The 16,556-nt window shown below is 35.2% G+C and carries 14 protein-coding genes; 9 read left to right on the top strand and 5 right to left on the bottom strand.

What is annotated here, in order from left to right:
- On the bottom strand, window positions 1-248 hold a 248-nt coding region (locus UC75_RS20700), incomplete at its 3' end, for a PaaI family thioesterase (RefSeq protein WP_228137166.1).
- Between the two features lie 179 nt (window positions 249-427).
- Between UC75_RS20700 and UC75_RS07895 the strand changes: the two genes are divergently transcribed.
- Window positions 428-835: a GFA family protein gene (locus UC75_RS07895; RefSeq protein WP_049837235.1), complete on the top strand. Its 408-nt coding sequence runs from the start codon at window positions 428-430 to the stop codon at window positions 833-835.
- Between the two features lie 366 nt (window positions 836-1,201).
- Window positions 1,202-2,902, top strand: a complete 1,701-nt coding sequence (locus tag UC75_RS07890) for an Hsp70 family protein (protein WP_049837234.1) — start codon at window positions 1,202-1,204, stop codon at window positions 2,900-2,902.
- A gap of 53 nt (window positions 2,903-2,955) precedes the next feature.
- Here UC75_RS07890 and UC75_RS07885 read toward each other — a convergent pair whose 3' ends face one another.
- Both UC75_RS07885 and UC75_RS07880 read right to left on the bottom strand, forming a co-directional pair.
- Window positions 2,956-4,914 carry a molecular chaperone gene (locus UC75_RS07885; RefSeq protein ID WP_049837233.1) on the bottom strand — a complete coding sequence of 653 codons (1,959 nt, stop codon included), beginning with the start codon at window positions 4,912-4,914 and terminating at the stop codon, window positions 2,956-2,958.
- A gap of 216 nt (window positions 4,915-5,130) precedes the next feature.
- Window positions 5,131-6,366: a pyridoxal phosphate-dependent aminotransferase gene (locus UC75_RS07880; RefSeq protein WP_002118408.1), complete on the bottom strand. Its 1,236-nt coding sequence runs from the start codon at window positions 6,364-6,366 to the stop codon at window positions 5,131-5,133.
- 208 nt (window positions 6,367-6,574) lie between these two features.
- Here UC75_RS07880 and UC75_RS07875 point away from each other — a divergent pair, with 208 nt between their 5' ends.
- Window positions 6,575-6,754, top strand: coding sequence for a hypothetical protein (locus UC75_RS07875; RefSeq protein ID WP_002118942.1), 180 nt, complete (start codon window positions 6,575-6,577; stop codon window positions 6,752-6,754).
- A gap of 29 nt (window positions 6,755-6,783) precedes the next feature.
- On the opposite strand, the gene UC75_RS07870 is transcribed toward UC75_RS07875, so the two are convergent.
- Together UC75_RS07870 and UC75_RS07865 are read right to left on the bottom strand one after the other, a co-directional pair.
- Window positions 6,784-8,223, bottom strand: a complete 1,440-nt coding sequence (locus UC75_RS07870) for a sensor domain-containing diguanylate cyclase (protein ID WP_049837232.1) — start codon at window positions 8,221-8,223, stop codon at window positions 6,784-6,786.
- Window positions 8,224-8,398: 175 nt separating this feature from the next.
- Complete coding sequence (locus tag UC75_RS07865; protein WP_049837231.1) at window positions 8,399-9,190, bottom strand: hypothetical protein; 792 nt, start codon at window positions 9,188-9,190, stop codon at window positions 8,399-8,401.
- A gap of 180 nt (window positions 9,191-9,370) precedes the next feature.
- Here UC75_RS07865 and uvrB point away from each other — a divergent pair, with 180 nt between their 5' ends.
- The 6 genes from uvrB (at window position 9,371) to UC75_RS07835 (ending at window position 16,366) form a co-directional block, all read left to right on the top strand.
- Complete coding sequence (uvrB, locus tag UC75_RS07860) at window positions 9,371-11,392, top strand: excinuclease ABC subunit UvrB (RefSeq protein WP_049837230.1); 2,022 nt, start codon at window positions 9,371-9,373, stop codon at window positions 11,390-11,392.
- A 93-nt stretch (window positions 11,393-11,485) separates the two neighbouring features.
- Window positions 11,486-12,073, top strand: a complete 588-nt coding sequence (locus tag UC75_RS07855) for a lipocalin family protein (RefSeq protein WP_005307444.1) — start codon at window positions 11,486-11,488, stop codon at window positions 12,071-12,073.
- A gap of 110 nt (window positions 12,074-12,183) precedes the next feature.
- A complete protein-coding gene (rarD, locus tag UC75_RS07850) occupies window positions 12,184-13,131 on the top strand; it encodes an EamA family transporter RarD (protein WP_128825155.1) in 948 nt (315 codons plus the stop codon).
- 216 nt (window positions 13,132-13,347) lie between these two features.
- On the top strand, window positions 13,348-14,805 hold the full coding sequence (locus UC75_RS07845) for a glyceraldehyde-3-phosphate dehydrogenase (RefSeq protein ID WP_004790760.1): 1,458 nt from the start codon (window positions 13,348-13,350) through the stop codon (window positions 14,803-14,805).
- Window positions 14,806-14,954: 149 nt separating this feature from the next.
- Window positions 14,955-15,680, top strand: a complete 726-nt coding sequence (locus tag UC75_RS07840; RefSeq protein ID WP_004790761.1) for a hypothetical protein — start codon at window positions 14,955-14,957, stop codon at window positions 15,678-15,680.
- An 11-nt stretch (window positions 15,681-15,691) separates the two neighbouring features.
- On the top strand, window positions 15,692-16,366 hold the full coding sequence (locus UC75_RS07835) for a hypothetical protein (protein ID WP_005307432.1): 675 nt from the start codon (window positions 15,692-15,694) through the stop codon (window positions 16,364-16,366).
- The last annotated feature ends 190 nt before the right edge of the window (window positions 16,367-16,556 follow it).

Raw genomic sequence — 16,556 nt, 5'->3', positions numbered from 1 at the left:
CCCGCGGGTAACATCGTATGTACTGCACAGCCAGTCACCGAATCTAGGACTGTGGCAGCAAAACCACCATGCACGCCACCGAGTGGATTTAGATGGTTATGATCCGCTTGGGCTTTAAAAGTAACAGATCCTTCTGAGATTTCAGTAGGTTGCATAGGTATCGTTTTACTAATGCTTGCAGGAGGAATATGGCCTTCTATCATGGCTTGTAAAAATTCAAGACCAGTCATTTCCATCGGATTTTTCATTTTTTGAGTCCTTTAATTCTTTAAGTTCTAAAATAGAACTTGATGTTAAATTAGGCGTTAAAATACATATTGTCAAGTACAAGAAATATAGGCCACTTTATAGTTTATAAACTTGTAAATTTTGGTTGAGCAGAATATTTTATAACTCTAAAAATATAAACTTCTTATGGAAAATAATAATGAACGGTCAGTGTTTATGTGGTGAAACAACTTTTCAAGTTGAATTAAAAAATCATGATGTACATGTTTGCCATTGCTCAATGTGTCGTAGACAAACCAGTGGTGTCATTATGACAATTGATGTGGTCAAAGGTAGTTTAAAGTTTATTCAGCAAAAGCATCTTAGTGTATTTAACTCTTCTGACTGGGGAGAACGAGGTTTTTGTAATGCTTGTGGTACAACAATTTTTTGGAGAACGAAAGATCAAAGCTACTGCAACATCAATGCATTTTCTTTAAATGAGCCAGTAGAAGACTTGAATTTGGATATGGAAATTTTTATTGATTCAAAACCTGATTTTTATACTTTTCAAAATGATACAAAGAAATTGACTGAGGCTCAGGTCGCTGCGTTATTTAACCTATAATAATTTTAATTAAAAAAAGGGCCTCAATTTTGAGGCCCTTTAAATTTAATAAATTAATTTACAAAGCAATATTAAATTAGAATTACGCTTAGGCCTAGTAGATAAAAATTAAGATTTACAACAAAAAAGAAATCATGGGAGTAGAAATTAATGAGAATATTTTCGATTTTAGAAAAAATTTACCTTACTTTCATCACTTAAAACGGTAAATACTATTTCATTAAAATTATGTAATTAAAATAATAACTTTTAAAAATTTTTAATAAAATTGAATTATTGAGTTTTAAGAGCAACTAAATCTCGCCAATATTTATTAAATCGAATAAAATAATTTTAAAATTAATATTTCTAAATTATTGATACAAAATGATAGATACTAAACCTCTTATAGCAATTGATCTTGGAACCAGTAACTCACTTGTTGGTATTTTTGAAAATGGTCAGTCCAGACTTATTAATAATCCTTATGGTATGAAAACTACACCCTCAGCTATTGCATTGGATGAGCAGGGGCAAATCTTAATTGGGCAAGCTGCATTAGAGTTAAGAAGCCGTGGTAAAGAAGTATTAACTAGTTTTAAACGGCTAATGGGTACCTCAAAAAGATTGAAATTAGGTCAACAGAGCTTTTCAGCAATTGAATTGTCTTCATTGATATTAAAATCTCTTAAAGAGGACGTAGAGCAGGCTTTACAATGTGAAGTAGAGGATGCAGTGATTACAGTGCCTGCTTACTTTAATGATATCCAACGTCAAGCAACTATATCTGCTGCAGAACTTGCTGGTTTAAAAGTTAGCCGACTCATTAATGAACCTACGGCCGCGGCTTTAGCATATGGACTAGGTCAAACGCAGGATAGTTGTTTCCTAATTTTTGATTTAGGTGGAGGAACTTTTGATGTCTCAATTGTCGAGTTGTTTGATGGCATCACTGAAGTGCGAGCTAGTGCAGGAGATAACTATCTAGGTGGAGATGACTTTGTTCAGTTGTTAATGAAGCAATACTGGAAACAGCATGCAACTATTTTTGGCTATACTGAAAATACTATTCCGTTTGATATTGAAACAGCGTTAAGAGCTAGAGCGCAACATAGTCTTCATGTTTTAAGTAAAGAAGCGAAAACAGATTTAATATTTAAATGGGAAGATAAGGAAGCCACCCTAGAAATTACTCAAGAAGAATTCGCAGTATGGGCCGAACCATTACTGCTTAGATTACGCCGCCCACTAGAGCGGGCCTTGAGAGATGCTAGAGTCCTGCCTCAACAGGTTGACCAGATTATTATGGTAGGCGGTGCGACGCGTATTCCAGTTGTTCGCAAATTGGTAACAAAATTATTTGGTCGTTTTCCATCGACAAGTGTTCAGCCTGATGAAGCAATTGTACGTGGTGCGTGTGTACAAGCAGGTTTAAAAGCGAAAGATGTATCTTTAAAAGAAATTGTTTTAACAGATGTTTGTCCATTTAGTTTAGGGATTGCGGTTGGAAATGATGAGCAGTTTTCACCTATCTTAGAGCGCAATATTGTAATTCCTGCCAGTAAGGTAAATACGTATACTGCGATGAATAAAGGGCAGAGAGAAATTATTGTTAAGATTTATCAGGGTGAACATCGGCTGTGTAAAGAAAACATTTTTTTAGGTGAGCTCAAAGTGCCTTTACCTCCAAATAATGATTATTTATCTATTGAGGTACGATTCTCGTATAACCCTAATGGTATTTTAGAAGTTGATATAGACGTTCCAAACACAGGAGAAAAGCTCCAAAAAGTGATTGTTAATCATCAAAATGTGATGAGTACACAACAAATAGAGCAGGCACGTCAACAGTTGCAGGAATTGAAAATACATCCTCGTGATACTTTAATGAATAAGAGCTTATTATTACGAGCAGAGCGTTTATTTAGTGAATATACAGGAGATCTACGCTTACAGATTGGAGAGCGAACGCAACAATTTAATTATATTTTAAATTTGCAAGATCCAAGACAAATACGTGAGGCACAACAACATTTCGAAGTATTTCTTAATGAAGTTGAAGATTTAAGTTTGTTTGAAGAGTATTAATTTACTTCCCCTTGTGTGAATCTTTATTAGATACATACAAGGGGATATCTTTATCAGCTAGACAAAATGATTTTTTTTGCTTGATAGCTTTGATATAAATAATAAATTAATATCAAAGGGAAGATTATGGTGTATAACGTTGCTATGCATAAGCTGATGTACGTTAAATATTTAAGTGTGGATGAAAGATTCTTGGCACTAAATCCGGTTATTAATATACTTCCTAGAATTAAGCCTGCAGCATACATAAAAGGTTGTGAGGAAGATTTTATAAATAAATAGCTAAAGCCAAAAATCCAAAAAAGTCTAAAAAAGATAATGCCAATACTTCTATATATTATTTGTTTATCTGCTAAGTTGGTACTTTCTTTGTTGTATCCAAAAATATAGAAGAGAGGTCGGAAAGATTCTGGGTAAAATAAGAAACAAATCGGAATCAAACTATAAATTATGAACCAAGTATGATCAGGTTCACCAATAATAAGAAAAACAGAAATAAGAAAAAGACTGAGAGAGATTAAGCCGATATTGATTATCCATTTATCGATATTAATAAATGTACTTTGTTCTAATCTATTCATATATGGAGTTGCATCTAGCAGCAATACACTCAGTAGTATAATTGTAGATATAAACCATCCATAACTTAGATGTTGATGGAGTAAATCTGGAAGCCAAGGGGTCAAACTGCAGAGAATAAATCCACTTAAAAACCAATATTTAAGATAATAGCTTAATATTTTTTCATAATCAGGGTGACCTAGAATTTTAGTGTTTAATATAGGTTGTAGTATAAATATATATATGAAGCTAATGCAGACCGTAATTAATAAATTTACTATAATTTGATTGTCTGGAGCTATAAGAGAATTAAAAAAGAGAAAGGTTATAGTTATAAATAGTATATTTATAATAGTAAATTTCCAAAAACTACTTAAACTTTTTAGAAATAAGTAATTATAGTTGGTGTGGGTGTTAGAAAGATGAAATTTATCAATAATTTCAACCGTGCTATAGTTTTTTGAAATTTTATTTAAACTTTTTCTTAACTTGAGCATTTTCAATGGATGAAATTTTTTTTCACCAGAAAGTTTATTTAATAGTTCAAAATGCTCATTAGGTAATTTTTTTAAGAGTTTGTACTGAGATAAAAAACTATTTAATTTTTCCTGTAGTAAGCTTGAGTAATATGATGGATTATATTGATTAATATCATCAGGATAAGTTTCATGCCACAATTCTAGAAACCGAAAATATTCGGGCTGTAGATCATGAATTTCAATTTCTGCTAAAGGGGCTTGGAGTTGATCTTTTATTTCTATTTGTTGACTTAGGGGAATATCATATTGTTGACTAAGTAAATAATTAAATTTATCGAATGTTATATCGCTAATATCTTTATTCCATAGTGCATTGCTAACTTCATCAAGAATTACTGGAATACTAAGTGTATCTGGTTGAATAGATTCGCTTTTGGAAACGGAATATTCGATTTTCTCTTTTTCAATTATTTTCTGATAGTTTTTATCAATATTTTCGGCATCTTTTTCTATAAAAATATAATAAAAATCATCAAGATCATTTTCTTTTAATAGATCTAAAATTTGATTTTTGAAATGGCTGCTAATACTTTTATCTTCATTTACTTCAATTTCATTATTAAAATGAATTAATTCATCACGTATATTAAAGTTAATATCTTGAATTACAATATGGTGTTTTAATCTCTTAAGTTTATTTTCAAGTGTTTGATTACTTAAGTCATCTGGATTTGAATTTTGCTGATTGAATGAAACATTTTCTTCAAATATAGAAAATAAATTATTCGAATCCTCGTTTTCATATGTTAAATGTTCTGCTTCGAATTGTGCAATTTCTAACGCCTCTCGGAGACGAATAAATTCTTCTGGCTGGGTATCTTGATCGATTAATTTTAGCTGTTTGGCATAAGCCTTTTTTATTTCTCTCTGGTTATCTGTTGGTTCTATTCCTAATCTTTGCCAGGCGGTCATTTTTTTTACTCAAAGTGCTTTTAATAACGGAAGATTTATTTGATGAATGTTACATTTTATCTTAATTTATTATTTTACTATAAAAAGAGAAAGGTTGAAATTAGCATGCTAGCTAAAAATATTAGCTTTTATTTCATAATAATTATTTTAAAAGTTGTATAAATCAATATGATAAAAGGAAGTTTCAAATAGAAACTTCCTTTTTAGTTCTACAGATTATTTCGCAGCTTTTTCAGCTTCGATTGAAGCGATAGCAGCATCTACACCTTCAATTGAGTCAGCAGCTTTTTTGATACGTGCTAACGCATCAACAAGTACTTCGTCAGCTGTTGCATATGAAATACGCATAAAACCGCCTAAACCAAATGCATCACCAGGTACTACTGCTACGCCAGTTTCTTCTAATAGCCATTCAGAGAACTCTGTGCAAGATTTTAAGCCTTTTGCACGAATAAGAGGGCGAATGTTTGCATAGGCATAGAAAGCGCCATCAGCAGGTAAGCAAGAGATACCTTTGATGTCATTTAAGCCGTTTACAACTAAGTCATGACGGCGTTTAAACGCTTCAATCATTGGTTGTAAAACGTCTTGTGGGCCATTCAATGCAGCTTCAGCAGCAACTTGCGAAATAGAAGTTGGGTTAGAAGTTGATTGTGACTGGATTTTTTTCATTGCACCAATGATTTTTGCTGGGCCGGCTGCATAGCCAATACGCCAACCAGTCATTGCATATGCTTTAGAAACGCCATTTAAAACAATCGTGCGGTCATATAAATCTGGAGCAACAGTTGCGATGTTGTAGAACTCATCTTCCCAACGAATTGGTTCATACATATCGTCAGATGCAACAAATACTTGTGGGTGGCGACGTAGAACTTCAGCTAAAGCTTCTAATTCAGCTTTGCTATAAATCATACCAGTTGGGTTAGAAGGGCTATTTAATACAACTAAGCGAGTATTAGGTGTAATAGCAGCTTCTAATTGTTCAGGAGTGATTTTGAAACGTTGGTCTTCGCCACATTTCACAATGACTGGAGTACCTTCAGCAATAATAACCATATCTGGATAGCTTACCCAGAAAGGTGCTGGAATGATAACTTCATCGCCTTTGTTTAATAGAGCAAGCGCCAAGTTAAAGAAGCTTTGCTTACCACCACATGAAACCAAAATCTGATTTGCTTGATAATCAAGATTATTATCACGCTTAAATTTAGCAATAATTGCTTTTTTTAATCCAGGAGTACCATCTACAGCCGTATATTTGGTGAAACCATTATTAATTGCTTCAATTGCAGCATCTTTGATGTGTTGCGGGGTATCAAAGTCTGGTTCGCCAGCACCTAAACCAATCACGTTCTTGCCAGCAGCTTTAAGTTCAGCAGCTTTGTTGGTTACAGCAAGTGTAGGGGACGGTTTGATAGCATTGACACGATCAGAAAGACGTACGTCCACGGCAATATTCCTCTTATGGGATTAAAAAATAAAAAGCATACTATCTTATCGCAAAAATTAAGTAATTTGCGGATGTGGGTATTTTTAGATGTAAAAAAGTTTGATTTAAGAAAGATCTTGTCTCTGTTTTATTCAATTGAAGCTTTTTTGGAAAGAAATGATAAAAATCATTTATAATAAGTCGCAATCGAAATTTCGAGAATGAATCATGACTGAGCAACAGCCAAAACAGAAAAAGGCTTTGGTGAAATTGCCATTCCCAATGCCGAATGAAAGCAATCAAGCCGACGATGCGGTACACAACCAAGTACGTCCTAAACCAGAGCAATACGCAGATAGAACGTGGATGCCTCCACGTGGTACGCGTCGTTCTATGGGAAAACGCTAATTTTGAAAAACAGGCAATATGCCTGTTTTTTATTGATTGAGTAAAATTTCCTGATAATAACTTTTTTTCTTTTGATACATGTGATGGTCTGCTCGCTTTAACATGTCCTCAATTTGTTCATTTGTTTGAGTGGTTGCATGTCCAATTGCGATGCTAATTGGGTGACTTGAATAATATTGATTGTCGATATTAAAAAGCTCCTGAATGGTTTGAAGCATAATAAGAACATTCGCCTCATCTGCCCCCGGCATTAAAATCACGAATTCATCGCCACCTATTCTAGAAGCCGTATAGGGCGTATTTAAAATGGCCTGATTTAAAATATTTCCAACGCGACGCAATAAACCATCCCCAATATCATGACCAAACTGATCATTGGTTTCTTTTAATCCATTCATATCTAAGAAAATTGAAGAAACAGGGCGAATAATGCTTCGATTTAAACGATTCAGTTCTTCTGTAAAAAAAGCGCGGTTATATAGTTTGGTAAGAACATCGTGTTGTCCTAAATATTCAAGGTAGTTTTCCGCTTTTTTTCGCGCGGTAATATCGGTAAGTGCAACTTGTACCAGTCCCCAAGTCTCTTCGTATCCAGGAAAAACGGTAAATTGAAGCAAGACATTTCTTATTTGGCCATCTAAAGCGTAGTTAATGGCTTCACGTTTATGATGAATATTACCTTGCCATAATTCGATGAGTTGTTCCCGAAAGGTTTCAATCATCTCTTCAGCAAAAACCTTATGTGTATTTCTGAAAAGTGTGGATTTATCAGGAGCCTTAAATAAATCGAGAGTTGCCTGATTAACATCTAAAATCAGAATATCTTCTACACACTGGCGGACAAATTCAGGATGAACATCTAGAAAAGTTCTAAAATCTTCAATTCCCAATAGCCTAAGTTGATCAATTCTGTTTTTTATACGGCTGAAATCTTCCACCCAAAGAGATGTAGGTGAGTAGATAAACATGGATTCAGCCAAACGACGATTTTTTTCTTCTTCACGAAGCGCATTTTGATAAGGTGTAATATCTTCGGTGGTAATTAATACACGTTCAAAAGTCGATTCAGAACCAGGTAAAATTGAGCCTCTTAACTGAACATCAATACGTTTGCCCGATAAAGTGTAATTTACAGTCGTGCTTGAAAAATGGGTTTTACCATTCCATAGTTCCTCTAATTCATTAATATGTGATTCAAACATCTCTTTTTTAAAAATGAGATTTAAACTCGAATATAGCTCTTCGTGAGTTTTTGCTTCAAAAAGTTCTAAGGTTTTTTGATTCACACGAACAATTTTAATTTTATGGGCACATTCAATAATTAAATTTTTATTTTGGCTTAAAAATTCATGGAGGTTTTCAATACCTTGATTTCTCCATAGATCAAATTGTTGTTTAACTTCACTGAAATCCTCAATCCACATTGGAATTGGGCTAAGGTCAAAAATTGAAGAATCTAAAGTTTCCATATGTTTCTTTAAGTATTCAGTTCGCCTTAAAGTATAATGAGAAAAATTAAGATTTGGGAATATAAAGGACTTAAATTTATTAGAATAATTAAAAATAAGAAAATTAAATGTAAGTAAAAATAAAATAATGAGAAAGCAGATATTATCTGCTTAGCTCATAAGTTTATTAGAGAAATTAACGATTAATAGGGTGGTCAATATTCTTTTCACCACGCCATAATTTGATAAAGTCTTGCTCGTCAAAATCATAAAGTTCCATGAGTGCAACCACTGCGCTCACAAAAATCATGGCCCCCTCCGAGTTTCCATGCAGGTCAAAAATTTTACCGTTGAGCTTACCTAAAATATCACTAAGCTCATGATCACGTCCTCGGCCATAACGATCCCGAGGGTAGAGCTCTTCATTTAAAACAATAAGAGCAATTGCTTTTTCAGCAGCTGATAAATCTGTTTTATCTAAGGCTTCTTCAAAAGATTCACCTCCATGATTGAAGTAAAAAATTACTTCATCGTTAATGAAACTTTTTACCATCTTTTGAGTTAATGTTGGAAATTGTGAAACTGCATTATCTTCAACATAGGGTTTAAAAGATTCTGGAAAGATAACGTTGTGATCAATATCTTTAAAAAGTGGTGCAATTTCAGAGACTTTATAACCTGCAATGCCACAACCTAAAGCAGTGACAAAATATTTCATTTTAGGATGATTTTTTGCATATATCTTAAAATCTTCAACGTAGTGCTCAATTTGTGAAAGAGGCATTTGTTGGATATGTTCATTTAAAGTTGGAATTGCAAAGCTTTGACCAGCCCAGCCGCGCCCCACACCTTCAACTGCTCCGAAGTGTTGACTGGCAACGCGTGCTGCGCCGCTACCATGCTGTCCAGCAAGGTTACTACCAAATACAAAAACTGTATCTTCTGGGAGTTCGGTTACAATACTTTCATCATGATATTGATAGGTCATGGTTATGCTTTTTATTTAATGGATAGCTTCATGTTGCAACTGATTATAGTATTGGTCAAGTGTTAAGATGCTTAATCTTTTACATTGAATTTCCAACTCAATTTGCACTTTAAATTAAGATAAAAATCCCCATTAAAAGGGGAGACGTTAAATTCAATTTTTTCATAAAGAGAGATAACTTTGAACGAAAATCAACCTTTTGATTTGGTCACTCATTATCAGCCAGCAGGTGATCAGCCACAGGCAATTGAAAAGCTGGTCAATGGTATCGAGCATGGTTTTCGTAATCAGTTATTGCTAGGGGTAACTGGCTCAGGTAAGACCTATACCATGGCAAATGTGATCGCTCAAACACAGCGCCCTACTATTGTGATGGCCCATAACAAAACTTTGGCTGCCCAACTTTATGGTGAGTTTAAATCTTTCTTCCCTAATAATGCGGTTGAATATTTTGTAAGTTATTACGATTACTACCAGCCAGAGGCTTACGTTCCATCTTCGGATACGTTTATTGAAAAAGATGCAGCCATTAATGATCACATTGACCAGATGCGATTATCTGCAACACGAGCTTTATTAGAACGCCGCGATGCAATTATTGTGGCATCGGTGTCTGCAATTTATGGTTTGGGTGATCCAAATGCTTATATGCAAATGTTGCTGCATGTGGTCGAGGGTGACCGAGTAAGCCGTGATGAAATCATCCGCCGTTTGGTTGAAATGCAATATACGCGTAATGAACTTGAATTCTTACGTGGTACATATCGAATTCGCGGCGAAATTATTGATATTTTCCCAGCAGAATCTGATCAACATGCTATTCGCATTGAACTATTTGATGATGAGGTCGACTCAATCCGTTGGTTTGACCCGCTAACAGGTAAAATGGTTCGTAAAGTTTCTCGAGTAACGATTTATCCGAAAAGCCACTATGTAACACCAAAAGATCATTTAACACGTGCTATCGATACAATTAAGGATGAATTACAAGATCAACTTAAATTCTTCCGTGAACATGACAAATTGCTCGAAGCACAGCGTATTGAGCAACGGACACGTTACGATCTGGAAATGATGCAACAGCTGGGTTATACCAATGGTATCGAAAACTACTCACGTCATTTGTCTGGACGTCCATCTGGTGAAGCTCCGCCGACTTTATTCGACTATATTCCAGAAGATGCTTTGCTGATTATTGATGAATCACACGTTACGGTCCCACAAATTGGAGCGATGTATAAAGGTGACCGGTCGCGTAAAGAAAACTTAGTAAACTATGGCTTCCGTTTACCAAGTGCGCTTGATAACCGTCCAATGAAGTTTGAAGAGTGGGAGCGTATTGTACCGACCACCATTTTTGTAAGTGCAACACCTGCTAAATATGAATTAGAAAAGTCAGACCAAATCGTTGAACAGGTGGTACGTCCAACAGGTCTCATCGACCCTGAAATTGAGATTCGTCCTGTCTTAACCCAAGTGGATGATGTTCTTTCTGAAATTAATATTCGTAAGAGTTTGAATGAAAGAGTATTAATTACGACTTTAACGAAGCGTATGGCAGAAGACCTAACTTCTTACTTAAAAGAATATGGTGTTAAGGTGGCTTATCTCCACTCAGATATTGATACGGTTGAACGTGTCAAAATTATTCATGAATTACGTACAGGCGTATTCGATGTTTTAGTCGGTATTAACCTGTTACGTGAAGGTCTGGATATGCCAGAAGTTTCTTTGGTTGCCATTTTAGATGCAGATAAAGAAGGCTTTTTACGTTCGGAACGTTCTCTTATTCAGACAATTGGTCGTGCTGCGCGTAATGTAAAAGGTAAAGCAATTTTATATGCTGACCGAATTACTGACTCTATGCAAAAAGCAATAGATGAAACTGATCGCCGTAGAGCCAAGCAAATTGAATTTAATGAGTTGCATGGTATTACACCACGTAGTGCGGTTCGTCAGGCTGTCAAAGAAATTGACTCGGGTGAGGTACTTTCAGATGACGAAATTGATGAAAAAGTACTTGAGCAAGCACAAGCATTGAGTGCTGATGAAAGACATATTCTTTCAGACCCTAAATTGTTTAGTAAACATATTACTAAGCTTGAAAAAGATATGTTAAAGGCCTCGAAAGATTTACAGTTTGAGCAAGCAGCGCGGATACGTGATGAAATTCTTCGATTAAAAGCGCAGATGTTGCAATAAATGAATACATAACGCTACATAATGTGTTTAAAAAACAAGCTACTGTAGATATTTGAGTTCTTTTGTATTCACAACTAATCGTTGAGGGCAACAATGGCATTTCGAAATAATGTTCCGCAAGCCAGTTGGCGTTTGGCTAAAATTGCGTTAGGCGGTGTCGTTTTGGCTGGTTTAGCTGTTGGAACCTATGTCTATGCTCAGCCGAAACCCTTGCAAACTGTTTATAAAGTTGAACTGGACCGATATTTAGGTGTTTGGTATGAAGTCGCCCGTAAGCCTGCATTTTTCCAAAAAAAATGTGCTTATAACGTATCTGCAACTTACACCTTAAATGAAAATGGAAATGTGGTTGTAGATAATCGCTGCTATGACAATAGAAAACAATTACAGCAATCTATTGGTGAAGCCTTCGTGGTTAACCCGCCATATAACAGCAAATTGAAGGTGAGTTTTTTACCGGAAGCTGTGCGATGGATTCCAGTTATTCGCGGAGATTACTGGATTTTAAAAATAGATGAAGACTATCAAACTGTATTAGTAGGAGAACCTTCTCGTAAATATCTTTGGGTATTATCAAGAACTCCTCATCCTGAACAAGAAGTGGTGGATGAATATCTAAATTATGCAAAAACATTAGGTTTTGACATTCGCGATATTATCCGTACAGAACATAAAGAATAAATGTAAATGTCTGATTAAGAAAAAACCATGTTTTCACATGGTTTTTTCTTTTTTATAGTGGATAAATCAAGTATTGTGGTGAGCTATTTTTACTAAAGTCTAAGAGGGTGGTGATGTTTAAGGGCGTGAGCTTGTCTGTCATGGCATCTGTCACTTTTGGTGTACTTTATTTTTATACTCAATTGTTAGGCCAGCTTGATAGTGAACAAACTTTCGGATGGCGGATTATTGCAACAATCCCATTTCTAACTTTGTTTATGTGGTGGAGTGGCGATTTAGCGTATATCAAAAATATCTACCAGCGTATTTTGGCTAAGCCATCTTTATTATTGTTGTTAATCACAACCTCCGTTTTAACTTCAGTCCAACTTTGGCTGTTTTTATGGGGGCCTATGCATGGGCGAGGCCTACAAGTATCTTTAGGATATTTTCTATTGCCACTTGTTTTAGTATTGGCTGGAAGTGTGCTATATGGCGAAAAAATATCAAAATTTCAATGGGTCGCAATTATTCTTGCTGTCATTGGCGTGGGCCATGAAATCTGGCGTTTAGGAAGTATTGCTTGGGAAACTGCATTGGTTGCGGTTGGCTATTCTGCCTACTTTTTATTACGTAAAAAAATTAAAACAGACAATTTAGGCGGCTTTTGGTGGGACTTAGTCATTATTTTGCCGATTGCGATTTATTTAACCCATACAGGTTTACTCCCTTATAGCAAATTTATAGATCAACCGAGTCTTGCTTTGATCATTATTGGGCTTGGAATTTTAAGTGCTATTGGTTTGGGAAGTTATATTCTGGCAAGCCGCTTTTTACCCTTAGTTGTGTTTGGACTTTTAGGTTATTTGGAACCAGTTTTGCTTGCTTTAGCTTCTCTAGTTTTAGGGGAGAGTATTGGCCAAGAAGAATGGTTTACTTATATTCCGATCTGGTGTGCAGTATTTGTACTTGTTGTAGAAGGTGCGGTTCACCTTTATCAGCAACGTCAAAAAGTCAAAAATTTGCAGCTAAACGTCGCAAAATATCAAAAAAGATTAAAAAATGATGCTCAAGATTAGAGCATCAGAATCTAAAAAGTAAGAAAAAGCAAAAATTTAGCTGCTTTAAACAATAAGATAATAAAAAATAATTATAGGTATTTTATGAATTTATGATGAATTTTAGGAAAATCTAGCCACTAACGTCAGCTTTTGATTCATTCTTGTCGATAATTCCATTACAATTACGGGGTTTAAAAAATCACGCCTAGATATAATTAATTAGAGGACGTATCTGTGAGCAAAGACACTATCATCGCCCTGCATGCTGAACACCAAGGCCGTTGGAAAAACCGTGAAGAAATCGCGGAACGTATGATTGCCGTAATCGGTCAATTATACCGTGAAAAAAATATTGTCGTATCTGTTTACGGTCGCTCTTTAATTAACCGTTCTGTTATTCAAATTTTGAAAACTCACCGTCGTACACGTGTTGTAGATGTTGAGCTTTCTGTTGTAAATACTTTTCCAATTTTAGAAGCTTTAGCAAAAGTTGAAAACATTGGTTCTGCAGAAGTTGATATCGGTAAACTTGCAGTTGAATATAAAGAAAAAGGCGGTGATGTTGACGCTTTTGTTGCTCAAGCAGTTGAGTCAATTAAAGGCAGTGCAACTTCTGAACAACCTAAAGATGTAGTTCTTTATGGTTTTGGTCGTATTGGCCGTATCTTGGCTCGTTTAATCATTAGCCAATCAGGTTTAGGTCGTGGCTTAAGCCTTAAAGCAATTGTTGTGCGTAAATCTTCTGATGGCGATTTAGCAAAACGTGCTTCTTTACTTCGTCGTGACTCTATTCATGGCACTTTCGCTGGTACAATCGCTGTTGATGAAGAAAACGAAGCAATCATTGCGAATGGTAACTTCATTAAAGTGATTTATGCATCGAGCCCAAGTGAAGTTGACTATACTGAATACGGTATTCAAAACGCGCTTTTAATCGATAACACTGGTAAATGGCGTGATGCCGAAGGTCTAAGCCAACACTTGAAATGCCCAGGCGTTGCACGTGTTGTATTAACTGCACCAAGTAAAGGCGAAATGAAAAACGTTGTATTTGGCGTAAACAACACAGACATCTTAGATGAAGACAAAATCATCTCTGCTGCAAGTTGTACAACAAATGCAATTACTCCAATTCTTAAAGTATTGGATGACAAATATAAAGTTCTTAACGGTCACGTTGAAACTGTTCACTCATTTACAAATGACCAGAACTTAATTGATAACTACCATAAAGCAGATCGTCGTGGTCGTGCAGCTACATTGAACATGGTTATTACTGAAACTGGTGCTGCTAAAGCTGTTGCTAAAGCATTACCTGCATTGAAAGGTAAGTTAACTGGTAACTCTGTACGTGTTCCTACGCCAAACGTATCTCTTGCTATCTTGAACTTAACGCTTGATAAAGAAGTTGATCGTGAAGAAGTGAACGAATACATTCGTCAAATTTCGATTAACTCTAGCCTTCAAGGTCAAATTGGTTATACCAACTCGACTGAAGTTGTATCGAGTGACTTTATCGGTTCTCGTACTGCTGGTGTATATGACGCTCAAGCAACGATTACTTCTGGTAACCGTTTAACTGCTTATGTTTGGTACGATAACGAAGTTGGCTATAGCTGTCAGGTATTACGTATCGCTGAACAAATGTGCGGCGTAAGCTACAAAAAAATTCCAGCAGAATTGAATGCTTAAGATCATTTAATGATCTATAAAAGATTTTCACAAAAAGACCCAGTTTAGACTGGGTTTTTTTACAACCGTACAAAATATATGCTGACTATTTTTTTTAAATAAATGAGAATAGGAATTAAGGAAAAAAAGAAAATAGTAAGGGATAGGAATTGTCGCAGTTTAAACGTTTGTTGGTCGTTTTTATATTCATCATTATTGCCAATTTATGTGGTGTACTTATTGCAATATGGGTGTTTAAGCATTTTAATATTTATATTCCTTTGAAGAATCAGGCAGTTGCTATTGACTTACAAGAACCTCTACAAGTTAAGGTTAAAGTACAAGATGCTTTAAATGTGGATGTAAAAGGCCGGGTAAATGCCAGTATTCCAATTGATGAGAAACTGAATATTCCACTAACACAAACATTAACTCCACGTGTTTACTTCGATAATATGGTGCCGATTAGCACTACAATTCCTGTCAAAGAAACATTAAAAGTTGAGCAGAATTTACCAATCGATACGAAGGTTCAGGTGAGGGTTTTGGGACGTGATATTACGTTACCATTAAAAGGAACAATTCCATTAAAACTTGATGTTCCGATTGATATTAATGTTCCGCTTGAGCAAAAGGTTCATTTGAAATTTGATGCGCCAGTACGGACGGTATTAAAAGAAAATCTCCATATTCCTCTAAAAGCAAGATTGGATACTAATATTCCAATTGAGGGTAATTTGAATGTCCCTGTTAAAACAGCACTAAATGCTTCGGTTGATGTGAAAAACACATTGCCTGTGAAGATTGCAAATGGTGAGTTAAAAATTCCTCTGTCCACTATGCGATTAAATCGGGTAGTGGGTTCAGAAACTTCGCAGACAACAACTGATCAATAGGGTGAATAGTAATGTTTCGTTCACTCAAGAGTATGTTGATCAGTTTTTTCTTAATGATGATCCTTGCTGCTGTTATGTTTTGGGTATATCTCAATATTCAAGCTAATTTAGTTGTTTCGGCTCATAATGCCGATATTAGTTTGCCTGACTCTTTAGAAACAAAGATTCAGGTTGGCAATACTTTACAGGTTCAATCTATTGGTAAACTTGATACAACATTAGATATAGACCGCCAACTGACTTTACCTTTAAAAGGGAAATATCTGGCAGATTTAAGTTTTGCTGTAGAGACACCAATTACAGTGAGTGTTGACTATTCGACAACTTTAAAAATTGATCAAGTTATGCCTCTTGAAACTACGACAGACCTCGTCTATCAAAGTAAATTTTTACCAAAATTTCCACTTAAGTTAGATATTCCCATCAAGCTAGATGTTCCTTTTAATTTAAAACGTAGTTATACCATTCCAGTTAAAATTGTTTTTGATGGTCCTGTTTATTTTGAATTTGATGAGCCAGTAAATTTATCGGTTAAACATCGGTTTAACCCAAGTCTACAAGTGAATGATCCTATGGAAATGGGGAATGTCTCTTCATTTAACGCCATCATGTATAATTCGGTTCCAAAAACAAAAGCAAACCTTGATATGCAAATGACCTTACCGCTTCGCAATGTCCATCCTTAAAAATTAAATAGTTATTCTGCATTTTATGTTGGGTAAAGCCCGTATTTGTAAATCTAAAATGCTTTTGGTGACTTAAAGATAAAAACAGATCGTTATAAATGGGAATTGTCCCATTTTCTATTCGAGAATTTTATGAAAATATGGCAGAATAGGCGGTTTTAGAGTTTTTAGAGGATTGGCAGATGCGCTT

Source organism: Acinetobacter sp. V2, assembly GCF_001188385.1.
Classification (GTDB): domain Bacteria; phylum Pseudomonadota; class Gammaproteobacteria; order Pseudomonadales; family Moraxellaceae; genus Acinetobacter; species Acinetobacter oleivorans.
The sequence above is the reverse complement of the archived record's forward strand: the minus strand, read 5'-3'. Positions and strand labels throughout refer to the sequence as shown.

Bases quoted from the DNA above. Each gene is read 5' to 3' on its own strand.
- UC75_RS07885 (WP_049837233.1), bottom strand. From the start codon at position 4,914: ATGACCGCCTGGCAAAGATTAGGAATAGAACCAACAGATAACCAGAGA.
- UC75_RS07855 (WP_005307444.1), top strand. From the start codon at position 11,486: ATGGCATTTCGAAATAATGTTCCGCAAGCCAGTTGGCGTTTGGCTAAA.
- UC75_RS07870 (WP_049837232.1), bottom strand. From the start codon at position 8,223: ATGGAAACTTTAGATTCTTCAATTTTTGACCTTAGCCCAATTCCAATG.
- UC75_RS07865 (WP_049837231.1), bottom strand. From the start codon at position 9,190: ATGACCTATCAATATCATGATGAAAGTATTGTAACCGAACTCCCAGAA.
- UC75_RS07835 (WP_005307432.1), top strand. From the start codon at position 15,692: ATGTTTCGTTCACTCAAGAGTATGTTGATCAGTTTTTTCTTAATGATG.
- UC75_RS07895 (WP_049837235.1), top strand. From the start codon at position 428: ATGAACGGTCAGTGTTTATGTGGTGAAACAACTTTTCAAGTTGAATTA.
- UC75_RS07875 (WP_002118942.1), top strand. From the start codon at position 6,575: ATGACTGAGCAACAGCCAAAACAGAAAAAGGCTTTGGTGAAATTGCCA.
- UC75_RS07890 (WP_049837234.1), top strand. From the start codon at position 1,202: ATGATAGATACTAAACCTCTTATAGCAATTGATCTTGGAACCAGTAAC.